The organism is Burkholderia aenigmatica, from assembly GCF_902499175.1.
Classification (GTDB): domain Bacteria; phylum Pseudomonadota; class Gammaproteobacteria; order Burkholderiales; family Burkholderiaceae; genus Burkholderia; species Burkholderia aenigmatica.
On record NZ_CABVQC010000003.1, the window covers coordinates 74382 to 87512 of the forward strand.

The following is a 13131-nucleotide window of genomic DNA, read 5'->3' on the forward strand; positions in this document are numbered from 1 at the left end:
GGTCGCTTTTTTCATAGGGCAATCGCGGTGAGGCTCACGCATGCAGCGCATGCGTGGGGAATGCCGGGCTGGCGCTCGTCGCACCCTGCGCAAGCGGCGCGACCTGCTTGCGGCGCTCGCGCGTCGGCGCGACGCCGAACGCGTCGCGATAGCTCTTGCTGAAATGGCACGCCGACTGGAAGCCGCACGCCATCGTGATGTGCATGATCGACATGTCGGTCTGCAGCAGCAGTTCGCGCGCGCGGCGCAGCCGCAGCGTCAGGTAGTAGTGCGTCGGCGTCATCCCGAGGTGCTCGCGGAACAGGCGCTGCAGTTGCCGCTGCGACATGTTCGCGAGCCGCGCGAGCTCCTCGCGCGACAGCGGCTCCTCGATGTTGTTTTCCATCAGCGAGATCACTTCGAACAGCGACTTGTTCGCGGAGCCGAGGCGCGCGACGAGCGGCATGCGTTGCTGCGCGCTCGTGTCACGCACATGTTCGACGATGAACTGCTCGGCGATCTGCGTGACGCGCGCGGTGCCCACGCGCGCGGCGATCAGGTTCAGCATCATGTCGAGCGGCGCGACGCCACCCGTGCACGTGATGCGGTCGCGGTCGATCACGAACAGTTCCTTCAGGAAGCGCGTGTCCGGAAACTCTTCCTTCAGCGCCGACATGTTCTCCCAGTGAATCGCGCATGCGTAGCCCGCGAGCAGTCCCGACTTTGCGAGTGCATAGGTGCCCGTGCACAGGCTGCCGAGCGGGATGCCCGAGCGCGCAAAGCGGCGCAGCGTCGACAGATGGGCGGGCGTGGTCGCGCGCTGCACGTCGACGCCGCCGCACACGAACACGATGTCCGGTTGCCCCACGCATTCGGCCGGGCCGGTGTCGACCGTCAGGCCGTTGCTCGCGGTGACCGGGCCGCCGTCCGGGCTGATGACCGACCAGCGGTAGAGCGGTTGGCCGCTCAGGTAGTTCGCCATCCGAAGCACCTCGATCGCATTAGTAAATGCGATCATCGTGAAATTCGGTAATGGCATGAACGCGAAGTGGGACAGCGACGCTGTGCGGTCGGGCGACATGGGGAGCGTTCCTTGAATCTCTAATAGCTATACGCCCGGGAGGCACCGATCGGGCTGCGGTATTGTGTGAGCCAGCGCAACAAGCGTGCCATACGGCTAAACCCTAGCTCCATACGTTGTATGGCTGAAAGCGGCATGCTGCGCTGCACCGTATTCGTGACGCGTTGCACCCCGACCGGGCGGCAATCGCACCGCCGGCGTGCCTGTTCATAGGTGAACGGCAGGAGGCGGTTTGCTTGGTCATCCGAAAAAGCACGACCGGTCACTTGTATAAAACGGACGCGGATGGCGGAAAAGGCAAAGAACGCGTCTAAATTCATCAATCCGCCGAAAATCCGAACGACAAGAATAGAGCCGTCGGCAGCCTTGTACGGGACGAGCGGGAAACCCAGGCAGGGCGGGCCTTGAGCTTCGGTTTCAGCCCCTTATTCTTCGTCACGGACGCACTATGTCGAACACCCAGCCATTCTTCTCGCAGCCCCTGGCCGAGCGCGACGCGCCGGTGCGCAGCGCCATCCTGAAGGAACTCGAGCGTCAGCAGTCGCAGGTCGAGCTGATCGCGTCGGAAAACATCGTGTCGCGTGCGGTGCTGGAGGCACAAGGCTCGGTGCTGACCAACAAGTACGCGGAAGGTTATCCCGGCAAGCGCTACTACGGCGGCTGCGAGTTCGCGGACGAAGTCGAGGCGCTGGCGATCGAGCGCGTCAAGCAGATCTTCAACGCCGGCTATGCGAACGTGCAGCCGCACTCGGGCGCGCAGGCGAACGGCTCGGTGATGCTCGCGCTGGCCAAGCCGGGCGACACGGTGCTCGGCATGTCGCTCGACGCCGGCGGCCACCTGACGCACGGCGCGAAGCCGGCGCTGTCGGGCAAGTGGTTCAACGCCGTGCAGTACGGCGTGAACCGCGACACGATGCTGATCGACTACGACCAGGTCGAAGCGCTTGCGCACGAGCACAAGCCGAACCTGATCATCGCCGGCTTCTCGGCGTACCCGCGTGCGCTCGATTTCGCACGTTTTCGCGCGATCGCCGACAGCGTCGGCGCGAAGCTGATGGTCGACATGGCGCACATCGCCGGCGTGATCGCCGCGGGCCGCCACGCGAACCCGGTCGAGCATGCGCACGTCGTCACGTCGACCACCCACAAGACGCTGCGCGGCCCGCGCGGCGGCTTCGTGCTGACCAACGACGAGGACATCGCGAAGAAGATCAACTCGGCCGTGTTCCCCGGCCTGCAGGGCGGCCCGTTGATGCACGTGATCGCCGGCAAGGCCGTCGCGTTCGGCGAAGTGCTGCATGCGGACTTCAAGACCTACATCGACAACGTGCTCGCGAATGCGCAGGCGCTCGGCGAAGTGCTGAAGGCCGGCGGCGTGGATCTCGTCACGGGCGGCACCGACAACCACCTGCTGCTGGTCGACCTGCGCCCGAAGGGCCTGAAAGGCGCGCCGGTCGAGCAGGCGCTCGAACGCGCGGGCATCACCTGCAACAAGAACGGCATTCCGTTCGACACCGAGAAGCCGACCGTCACGTCGGGCATCCGCCTCGGCACGCCGGCCGGCACGACGCGCGGCTTCGGCGTCGCGGAATTCCGCGAGGTGGGCCGCCTGATCCTGGAAGTGTTCGACGCGCTGCGCGCGAACCCGGAAGGCGACCACGCGACCGAACAGCGCGTGCGCCGCGAGATCTTCGCGTTGTGCGAACGCTTCCCGATCTATTGATCCCACCGACCCGACAATACTGGAGCAACACATGAGCACGCTGCATCAAGACAGCATCATCATCGACGGGCTGAACATCTCGAAGTTCGAGAAGCCGGTGTTCGAAGACATGCGCAAGGGTGGCATCACCGCCGCGAACTGTACGGTGTCGGTGTGGGAGAACTTCACGAAGACCGTCGACAACATCGGCGTGATGAAGAAGAAGATCCGCGACAACGGCGAGCTGCTGACGCTGGTGCGCACGACGGAAGACATCTTCCGCGCGAAGAAGGAAAACAAGACGGGCGTGATCCTCGGCTTCCAGAACGCGCATGCGTTCGAGGACAACCTCGGCTACATCGAAGCGTTCGCCGACATGGGCGTGCGCGTCGTGCAGCTCTGCTACAACACGCAGAACCTGGTCGGCACCGGTTGCTACGAGCGTGACGGCGGGCTGTCGGACTTCGGCCGCGAAGTGATCACCGAGATGAACCGCGTCGGGATCATGGTCGACCTGTCGCACGTGGGCGGCAACACGTCGTCGGAAGCGATCGCGTTCTCGAAGAAGCCGGTGTGCTACTCGCACTGCCTGCCGTCGGGCCTGAAGGAGCATCCGCGCAACAAGAGCGACGAGCAACTGAAGGAGATCGCCGATGCAGGCGGCTTCGTCGGCGTGACGATGTTCGCGCCGTTCCTGAAGCGCGGGATCGAAGCGAACATCGACGACTACATCGAGGCGATCGAGTACGTCGTGAACCTGATCGGCGAAGACGCGGTCGGCATCGGCACGGATTTCACGCAGGATTTCGCGAAGGAATTCTTCGACATGCTGACGCACGACAAGGGCCGCTATCGCCAGCTGACGAACTTCGGCAAGGTGATCAACCCGGACGGCATCCGCACGATCGGCGAATTCCCGAACCTGACCGCGGCGATGGAACGCCACGGCTGGAAGGAGTCGCGTATCCGCAAGATCATGGGCGAGAACTGGGTGCGTGTGTTCAAGGACGTGTGGGGCGCGTAAGCGCCGCGAACGCCGAACCACCCCCAGCGATTCAACATTACAAGAAATCGGGACGTGCCCGCGCAAGCCGCGCGGGCGCGCGGACGATGTCGCGCCTGCGCACTGAGCCGCGCGGCCACTTTCCTCACGGAGTCACACGATGCAACCGCAACTGCCGATCAACGTCGATCCCGATACCGGCGTCTGGACCACCGACGCGCTGCCGATGCTGTACGTGCCGCGCCACTTCTTCACGAACAACCACGTCGCCGTCGAGGAAGCGCTCGGCGTCGAAGCGTATGCCGAGATCCTCTACAAGGCCGGCTACAAGTCCGCATACCACTGGTGCGACAAGGAAGCCAAGCTGCACGGCCTGACCGGCATGGCCGTGTTCGAGCACTACCTGAAGCGCCTGTCGCAGCGCGGCTGGGGCCTGTTCTCGATCATCGAGGCCGATCCGGCCAGCGCGCGCGCCAGGATCGAGCTGCGCCACTCGTCATTCGTGCTCCAGCAGCCGGGCAAGGAAGGCAAGCTCTGCTACATGTTCGCGGGCTGGTTCGCCGGCGCGATGGACTGGGTCAACGACACGACGCCGGAAGGCAAGGGCGCCCCGCGCGCGCAATCGAAGGAAGTGCAGTGCGCGGCCGAGCATCACGATCACTGCGTGTTCGAAGTGTCGCCGATCGCGCACTGATGCCCTGACGCACTGATTCACCGAAACAGAACAACACCCGCAACACGAGACATTCGAACGCCAGAGGTCGCCAGCGATGCGTTATCCCCACCTGTTCAAACCCATGCAGCTGAACCAGCTGACGCTGCGCAACCGGATCGTCAGCACCGCGCATGCGGAGGTGTATGCCGAGCCGGGCGGCCTGCCGGGCGACCGCTATATCCGCTACTACGAAGAAAAGGCCAAGGGTGGCGTGGGCCTCGCGATCTGCGGCGGGTCGAGCCCGGTGTCGATCGACAGCCCGCAGGGCTGGTGGAAATCGGTGAACCTGTCGAACGACAAGATCATCGATCCGCTTACGCGGCTGGCCGACGCGATGCACAAGCACGGCGCGAAGATCATGATCCAGGCGACGCACATGGGCCGCCGCTCGTCGTTCCACGGCGAGCACTGGCCGCACCTGATGTCGCCGTCGGGCGTGCGCGAACCCGTGCACCGCGGTAACGCGAAGATCATCGAGATCGAGGAAATCCGCCGCATCATCGGCGATTTCGCGGCGGCCGCGAAGCGCGTGAAGGCGGCCGGCATGGACGGCATCGAAATCTCGGCTGCGCACCAGCACCTGATCGACCAGTTCTGGAGCAAGCGTTCGAACCACCGCACCGACGAATGGGGCGGCAGCCTGGAGAACCGGCTGCGCTTCGGCATCGAAGTGCTGACGGCCGTGCGTGAGGCGGTCGGCAAGGATTTCTGCGTCGGCCTGCGCATGTGCGGCGACGAATTCCACGAGGATGGCCTCGATCACGAAGCGCTGAAGGAAATCGCGCAGGCGATGTCGGAGACGGGCCTGATCGACTACCTGAGCGTGGTCGGCTCGGGCGGCGATACGCACAACACGATCGCCAACTGCATGCCGCCGATGGCGCTGCCGCCGGAGCCGTTCGTGCACCTCGCGGCCGGCATCAAGTCGGTCGTGAAGATTCCGGTGATGCACGCGCAGAGCATCCGCGATGCGGGCCAGGCCGAGCGCCTGCTCGCGACCGGCATGATCGACCTGGTCGGCATGACGCGCGCGCAGATTGCCGATCCGCACATGGTGATCAAGATCCGCGACGGCCGCGAAGACGAAATCAAGCAGTGCGTCGGCGCGAACTACTGCATCGACCGCCAGTACAACGGCCTCGACGTGCTGTGCATCCAGAACGCCGCGACGTCGCGCGAAGCGACGATGCCGCACATCATCGAGAAGTCGCGCGGCCCGAAGCGCAAGGTCGTGGTGGTCGGCGCGGGACCGGCGGGCCTGGAAGCGGCGCGTGTCGCGAAGCTGCGCGGCCACGACGTCGTGCTGTTCGAAAAGAACGCGGAAGTCGGCGGGCAGGTGATGATCGCGGCGAAGGCGCCGCAGCGCGAACAGATGTCGGGGATCATCCGCTGGTTCGACATGGAAACGAAGCGCCTGGGCGTCGATCGACGCCTCGGCGTCGCCGCCGACGAGAAGATGATCATGGCCGAGAAGCCGGACATCGTCGTGCTTGCGACGGGCGGGTCGAGCTTCACGTGGCAGGTGCCGGGCTGGGGCGTGGCCGAGGGCCTCGCCGTCAGCTCGTGGGACATCCTGACGGGCAAGGTCGAGCCGAAGCAGAACGTGCTGCTGTTCGACGGCGTGAGCACGCATGCGGGCGCCGGCGTGGCCGACTTCATGGCGAGCCGCGGCTCGAAGGTCGAGGTCGTCACGCCTGACGTGAAGGTGGCCGACGATTGCGGCGGCACGACGTTCCCGATCTTCTATCGCCGCCTGTACGCATTCGGCGTGATCCCGACGCCGAACACGATGCTCGATCGCGTCTATGAAGAGGACGGCAAGCTGATCGCCGTGCTGCGCAACGAGTACACGGAAGAGCTCGAAGAGCGCGCCGTCGACCAGGTGGTGATCGAGAACGGTTCGTCGCCGAACGACGAACTGTACTGGAAGCTCAAGCCGGAATCGGTGAACCGCGGCCAGATCGATCCGCACACGCTGTTCGCGGCCGAGCCGCAGCCGTGCCTGTCGGAAGAACTCGGCAACGGCCGTTTCCTGCTGTTCCGTGTCGGCGACTGCATCTCGATGCACAACGTCCACGGTGCGATCTACGACTCGCTGCGTCTCGTGAAGGATTTCTAAACGATGAACCCGTCCTTCCTCATTACCGCCCTGTTGTGGCTGTCGGTGGCGGGGCTCGCGTTCGCGGTCGCGAAGCGCTCGTCCTACTGGCGTCTCGGCCGGGCCACCGCGCCCGGCTCGTTCGGGATCGCGAACCTGTTCGCGATCCCGAAGCGCTACTTCGTCGACCTGCACCACGTGGTCGCCCGCGATCCGTACATCGCGAAGACGCACGTCGCGACCGCCGGTGGCGCGATCGGCGCGCTCGCGCTGGTGTTCATCAACTACGGCCTCGCGATCTACTCGCCGTGGCTCGACAAGCTGATCTTCCTGTCGGCGCTCGCGATGCTGGTCGGCGCGGTGTTCGTGTGGCGCCGGCGCGCGGCCAAGGACGTGCCGGCCCGCCTGTCGCGCGGCCCGTGGAATACGCTGCCCTGGCTGCTCGGCTCGTTCGCGCTCGGCCTCGTGCTGTTCATGCTGGTGCCGACCGGCGCGATGTCGGGTGCGTTCGCGGTGCTCTGTGCCGTGCTGATCGGTGTCGGTGCATTCACGATGACGGTCGGCGCCGCGAAGGGCGGCCCGATGAAGCACGCGATCGCCGGCCTGCTGCACCTGGCCTTCCACCCGCGCCAGGAGCGCTTCGCGGCCACCCGCGAATCGTTCACGGGCGACGGTACGGCCACGCCGCCGACCGCGCTGAAGCTGCCGGACATCGAGCATCAGGAGTACGGCGTCGAGAAGCCGGTCGAATTCCGCTGGAACCAGCTGCTGAGCTTCGACGCATGCGTGCAGTGCGGCAAGTGCGAAGCCGCGTGCCCCGCGTTCGCGTCGGGCCAGCCGCTGAACCCGAAGAAGCTGATCCAGGATCTCGTCGTCGGGATGGCGGGCGGCACCGACGCGGCGTACGCGGGCAGCCCGTCGCCGGGCCTCGCGGTCGGCCGGCATCGCGGCGAGCCGAACGGCCCGATCGTGTCGGGCCTGATCGAAGAGCAGACGCTGTGGTCGTGCACCACCTGCCGCGCATGCGTGCAGGAATGCCCGATGCTGATCGAGCACGTCGATGCGATCGTCGACATGCGCCGCAACCGCACGCTCGTGCACGGCACGGTGCCGGGCAAGGGCCAGGAAGTGCTCGCGAACCTGCGTGAAACCGGCACGATGGGCGGCTACGACACGACCGCGCGCTACGACTGGTCGGTCGACCTGAGTGCGCCCGTCGCACAGCCCGGCAAGCCGGTCGACGTGCTGTTCGTCGCGGGCGAAGGCGCGTTCGACATGCGCTACCAGCGCACGCTGCGCGCGTTCGTCAAGGTGCTGAACAAGGCGGGCGTCGACTATGCGGTGCTCGGCTCGACCGAAACCGATACGGGCGACGTCGCACGCCGGCTCGGCGACGAAGCGACGTTCCAGCAGATGGCGAAGCGCCTGATCGGCACGCTCGGTACGCTGTCGTACAAGCAGATCGTGACGGCCGACCCGCACGTGATGCACAGCCTGCGCAACGAATACCGTGCGCTCGGGCTGCGCGTGACGGTCAAGCACCATACGACCTACCTCGCCGAACTGGCAGAGAGCGGCAAGATCGCACCGAAGGCCGTCGAAGCGCTGCGCGAGAAGCGCACCACGTATCACGACCCGTGCTACCTCGGCCGCTACAACGGCGAGACGGAAGCGCCGCGCAAGCTGCTGAAGACGATCGGCATCCAGGTCGTCGAAATGGAGCGCAACGGCATGCGCGGCCGCTGCTGCGGCGGTGGCGGCGGTGCGCCGCTGACCGACATCCCCGGCAAGCAGCGCATTCCCGACATCCGTATCGCCGATGCACGCACGATCGGCGCGGACGTGGTCGCGGTTGCCTGCCCGAACTGCACGGCGATGCTCGAAGGCGTCGTGGGCCCGCGCCCCGACGTGCTCGACGTGGCCGAACTCGTTGCCGCCTCGCTGGAGTGAATCGATGAACACGATCAAACGAATCGATCCGCGCCGGCCGTTCATCATCACGGCCGCCGGCCTGAAGCGCATCACGCTCGGCGAGGAAGGCAGCGCCGATGAGAACGCCGCGCACGGGTCCGTGCACGGTCATGGCGCAGCGGCCGCGAAGCCGCGCCGCGCGGTGCAGGATCCGAAGCACGTGATGCTGGTGGTCGCGCACAGCGAACGTGGCGCGCTCGACGATCATTCGCGGCAGGCAATCGCTGCCGCCGCGCTGCTCGCCGATGCGCAGACCGAAGTCGCGCTGCTCGCGTTCGGCGAGCTGAAGGACGACGTGGCCGAACTGGGCGTCGACAAGCTGCTGGAACTCGCCGGCTTCGAGCGCCGCGCGTTCGACCCTGAAAGCGAACTGCAAGCGTTGCAGGCATGTGTTGCGGCACTCGCGCCGAAACACGTGTTCGTGCCCGACAACGCGACGGGCGACGGCGATCTCGGCCGGCGTTACGCAGCGGCCGCCGGTGCGAGCGTCGCGACGCACGTCGTCGAGATCGACGCAAAGCATGTCGGCGCGTATGTGCAGGCCGGGCGCGCGTTCGCCACCCGAGCGCTGCCCGACGTGATCCTGCTCGCGCAGAACGCGGTCGACGCGAAGCTGCCGTTCGTCGGTGCGGGCGAACGCCTGGCCGCCGACTTCATCCGCCCGATGCATGACGCCGCGCAGCCGTACCGCGATCTCGGTCTCGACGAAATCGATGCGGCCCAGGTCGCACTCGAGGAAGCCGATTTCATCGTGTCGGCCGGCAACGGCGTGTCCGACATCGGCGCGTTCGAGCGGCTGGCCGGCGCGTTCGGCGCGGCGATCGGCGCGAGCCGTGTCGCGGTCGACAACGGCCACTTCACGCGCGACAAGCAGGTGGGTGCAACCGGCAAGACGGTCGAGGCGAGCGTGTACATCGCGTTCGGCATCTCGGGCGCGGTGCAGCACCTGCAGGGGATCAAGGACTGCCGCCACGTGATCGCCGTGAACCTCGACGGCAGCGCGCCGATCGCGAAGCGCGCGAACCTGACGGTGGTGGGCGACGCGCAGGGCACGATCGCCGCGCTGATCGAACAGGTGCAGGCTGCGCGCGCCGCGCGTGGCGAATCGCCGGCCGCGGTCGGCACCCGTGAACCGGAAGGAGTCGCCGCATGAACGCCCCCCGCCAGTTGCAACGCATCGCGGTGCTCGTGTCCGTCGGCCGCCACCCGGTCAGCGGCGTCGCGCGCTATAGCCGCAACGACGCAGCCGCGCTCGAAACCGGCCGCCAGCTCGCGGAGCGGCATCACGCGAAGCTCGACGTGATCCATGCGGGCGACCCCGCGAATGCGGCGCTTGCCGAATATCTCGCGCTCGGCGCACGGGAGGTCGAGGTGCTGGCCTGCCGCGACGACGACGATGCCGTGCACGCGCTCGCCGCGCGCGTCGAGGACTACGACCTCGTGCTGACCGGCACCCGTGCCGAGGGCGCGTACGACACAGGGATGCTGCCGTATCGCATCGCCGCGACGCTCGGCTATCCGCTCGTCGGCTCGGCCGTCGACGTGACGGTCGAAGGCGGTCGCGTGGCCGTCCGGCAATTTTTGCCGAAAGGGCTGCGGCGGCGCGTCGACGCGGCGCTGCCGGCCGTCGTCGCCGTCCATCCGCTGGCCAATGCCGAGCCGCGCTACGCGTATGCGCGGCTGCGCGCCGGCGCGATCCGGCCCGCGCTCGCGGCACCCGGCGCGGACGCCGACGCGGCCGCGTGGAAGGTCGGCCCGATCGAGCGTAAACCCGTAAAGCTGGTCGCCGCCGAGAAGCGCTCCGGGCATGCCCGGATGCTGTCCGCGACGACGACCGAAAGCCGTGGCGGCAACGTCGTAAATGAAGGGAGTTCGGTCGAAAAAGCACAAGTGATACTCGCGTATTTGCGCGAGCATCAGCTCATCGACTACTGATTTTGATGCCTGTCGGCAAGAACCCAGGGATGCAAGGAATCCGGAGCAAACGATGAAAGTATCGGCAGACATTCGTGCATTGATCGAGCGGCGCAAGGAAGGGCACAGCCTCGAAGCACCGTTCTACACGAGCGAGGACATCTTCGCGCTCGACATGGAGGCGATTTTCCGCCAGCACTGGATCCAGGTGGCGGTCGAACCGGACATTCCGGAGCCGGGCGACTACGTGACCGTGGAACTGGGGAGCGATTCGATCCTGATCGTGCGCGACGACGACATGGCGATCCGCGCGTTCCACAACGTGTGCCGTCACCGCGGCGCGCGCCTGTGCAACGAGGACAAGGGCTCGGTCGGCAACATCGTGTGCCCGTACCACAGCTGGACCTACAACCTGACGGGCCAGCTGATGTTCGCCGAGCACATGGGCGAGAAGTTCGACCGCTGCAAGCACAGCCTGAAGTCGGTGCACGTCGAGAACCTCGCGGGCCTGATCTTCGTCTGCCTGGCCGACGAGCCGCCCGCCGACTTCGCGCAGCTGCGCGCCGAGATGGAGCCGTACCTGCTGCCGCACGATCTGCCGAGCACGAAGATCGCCGCGCAGATCGACATCATCGAGGAAGGCAACTGGAAGCTCACGATGGAGAACAACCGCGAGTGCTATCACTGCGTCGCGAACCATCCGGAGCTCACCATCTCGCTGTACGAATACGGCTTCGGCTACCAGCGTTCCGACGCGAACGCCGAAGGCATGGACGCGTTCGCTGAAACGTGCGTGCGTCGCGGCAAGGAGTGGGCCGAAATGGGCCTGCCGTCCGAAGAGATCGAGAAGCTGCTCGACGTGACGGGTTTCCGCACGCAGCGCCTGCCGCTCGATCGCCACGGCGAATCGCAGACGCTCGATGCGAAGGTCGCGTCGAGGAAGCTGCTCGGCGGCTTCGACAAGGCCGACCTCGGCGGGCTGTCGTTCTGGACGCAGCCGAACTCGTGGCACCACTTCATGAGCGATCACATCGTGACGTTCTCGGTGATCCCGCTGTCGGCCGGCAAGACGCTCGTGCGCACGAAGTGGCTCGTGCACAAGGACGCGAAGGAAGGCATCGATTACGACGTGAAGAACCTCACGGCCGTGTGGAACGCGACCAACGACCAGGATCGCGCGCTCGTCGAGTTCTCGCAGCGCGGCGCAACCAGCAGCGCGTACGAGCCGGGCCCGTATTCGCCGTTCACGGAAGGTCTCGTCGAAAAATTCTCGGCCTGGTACATCGGCCGGCTCGCCGAAAAAACCGGCGAATAAGCGGACAGCAGCGGACAAGCGGAGTCACTGATGAAACAACCCCCACGCTCACTTTGCTCGCTGCCCCCCAAGGGGGCGGCTAACCTCCTTGGGGCGGCCCGGCGGAGGTTGCCATGATGCGAGATGCGGCCAACTTCGAGCCGACGGACAGCCGGGTGACGCACCCGGCGTTCTGGAACGCCCTTCCCGAGCGCTGGACGAGCGACGTCGAGGAAACGCTGGTGTGCTGCCACGTGCGGCAGGAAACGCACGACGTGAAGAGTTTCTTCTTCCGTTCGCCGCAGGGCCGCTCGTTTTCGTTCGAGCCCGGGCAGTTCCTCACGCTCGAGCTCGACATCGACGGCGAAACCATCAACCGCTGCTACACGATTTCGTCGTCGCCCGCGCGGCCGCACACGGTGTCGATCACGGTGAAGCGCGTGCCGGGCGGCAAGGTGTCGAACTGGCTGCACGACAACCTGCAGCCGGGCGCACCGGTGCGCGTGCTCGGCCCGGCCGGCGAGTTCACGTGCGCACGGCATCCGGCGCGCAAGTACCTGTTCCTGTCGGCCGGATCGGGCGTCACGCCGCTGATGTCGATGAGCCGCGCGCACCATGATCTCGCGGAAGATCGCGACATCCTGTTCGTGCACAGCGCGCGCACGCCGGACGACATCATCTTCGCGCGCGAGCTCGACCTGATCGCGTCGAACCACACGAACTTCCGCACGTCGTTCGTCGTCGAGCGCGTCGGTGCGCGCACCAACTGGCCGGGCGTCACGGGCTTCCTGACGCTGCCGCTGCTGAAGCTGATCGCACCGGATTTCATGGAGCGCGAGATCTTCACGTGCGGCCCCGCGCCGTACATGAAGGCCGTGCGCGACCTGCTCGACGAAGCCGGCTTCGATCGCAAGCAGTATCACGAGGAAAGCTTCTCGTTCGAAACGCTCGCGCAGACCGCGAGCGACGAACTACTCGCCGATCTCGCCCCGCCGGCCGAAGGCGCCGACACCGACACGAAGCAGTACACGGTCAGCTTCGCAAAGAGCAATCGCGAGATTTCGTGCGGCTCGGAGCAGCACGTGCTCGACGCGGCACGCCAGTCGGGCGTGCGGCTGCCGGCCTCGTGCACGCAGGGCATGTGCGGCACCTGCAAGGTGAAGCTCGTGTCGGGGCAGGTTGAAATGAAACATAACGGCGGCATCCGCCAGCGCGAGATCGACCAGGGCATGGTGCTGCTGTGCTGCAGCAAGCCGCTGTCGGACCTCGTGATCGACAAGTAGTCGCAACACACCATCGGCTGTCCGGGTGCGTCGCACCCGGACAAGCATCCGTCGGAAAACAACGATACCGCGGATTTGTGGTTGAAGAACC

Annotated in this window: 10 protein-coding genes; 9 read left to right on the forward strand and 1 reads right to left on the reverse strand. The window is 66.1% G+C overall.

Going from position 1 to position 13131, the window contains the following annotated elements; translation table 11 throughout:
* Positions 1 to 34 precede the first annotated feature (34 nt).
* The gene (locus tag BDO18943_RS03290) at positions 35 to 1060 is read right to left on the reverse strand and encodes a GlxA family transcriptional regulator (protein ID WP_175021208.1); all 1026 of its coding nucleotides are present in this window, start codon (positions 1058 to 1060) and stop codon (positions 35 to 37) included.
* Positions 1061 to 1508: 448 nt separating this feature from the next.
* Between BDO18943_RS03290 and BDO18943_RS03295 the strand changes: the two genes are divergently transcribed.
* The 9 genes from BDO18943_RS03295 to BDO18943_RS03335 all read left to right on the forward strand — a co-directional run bounded on the left by BDO18943_RS03295 (position 1509) and on the right by BDO18943_RS03335 (position 13040).
* Complete coding sequence (locus BDO18943_RS03295; protein ID WP_043180455.1) at positions 1509 to 2783, forward strand: serine hydroxymethyltransferase; 1275 nt, start codon at positions 1509 to 1511, stop codon at positions 2781 to 2783.
* A 31-nt stretch (positions 2784 to 2814) separates the two neighbouring features.
* Positions 2815 to 3786 carry a dipeptidase gene (locus BDO18943_RS03300; RefSeq protein WP_043180452.1) on the forward strand — a complete coding sequence of 324 codons (972 nt, stop codon included), beginning with the start codon at positions 2815 to 2817 and terminating at the stop codon, positions 3784 to 3786.
* 139 nt (positions 3787 to 3925) lie between these two features.
* A complete protein-coding gene (locus BDO18943_RS03305; RefSeq protein WP_043180450.1) occupies positions 3926 to 4459 on the forward strand; it encodes a DUF5943 domain-containing protein in 534 nt (177 codons plus the stop codon).
* Between the two features lie 76 nt (positions 4460 to 4535).
* Positions 4536 to 6599 (forward strand): NADH:flavin oxidoreductase, encoded by a 2064-nt coding sequence (locus BDO18943_RS03310; protein ID WP_043180448.1) that lies wholly within the window; start codon positions 4536 to 4538, stop codon positions 6597 to 6599.
* A gap of 3 nt (positions 6600 to 6602) precedes the next feature.
* Positions 6603 to 8528 (forward strand): (Fe-S)-binding protein, encoded by a 1926-nt coding sequence (locus tag BDO18943_RS03315; protein ID WP_175021209.1) that lies wholly within the window; start codon positions 6603 to 6605, stop codon positions 8526 to 8528.
* A gap of 4 nt (positions 8529 to 8532) precedes the next feature.
* On the forward strand, positions 8533 to 9702 hold the full coding sequence (locus BDO18943_RS03320) for an electron transfer flavoprotein subunit alpha/FixB family protein (protein ID WP_175021210.1): 1170 nt from the start codon (positions 8533 to 8535) through the stop codon (positions 9700 to 9702).
* Positions 9699 to 10484: an electron transfer flavoprotein subunit beta/FixA family protein gene (locus tag BDO18943_RS03325; RefSeq protein ID WP_175021211.1), complete on the forward strand. Its 786-nt coding sequence runs from the start codon at positions 9699 to 9701 to the stop codon at positions 10482 to 10484. The genes BDO18943_RS03320 and BDO18943_RS03325 overlap by 4 nt, the downstream gene beginning before the upstream one ends.
* A gap of 52 nt (positions 10485 to 10536) precedes the next feature.
* A complete protein-coding gene (locus BDO18943_RS03330) occupies positions 10537 to 11778 on the forward strand; it encodes an aromatic ring-hydroxylating oxygenase subunit alpha (RefSeq protein ID WP_175021212.1) in 1242 nt (413 codons plus the stop codon).
* 113 nt (positions 11779 to 11891) lie between these two features.
* Positions 11892 to 13040 carry a hybrid-cluster NAD(P)-dependent oxidoreductase gene (locus tag BDO18943_RS03335; protein WP_175021213.1) on the forward strand — a complete coding sequence of 383 codons (1149 nt, stop codon included), beginning with the start codon at positions 11892 to 11894 and terminating at the stop codon, positions 13038 to 13040.
* Positions 13041 to 13131 lie beyond the last annotated feature (91 nt).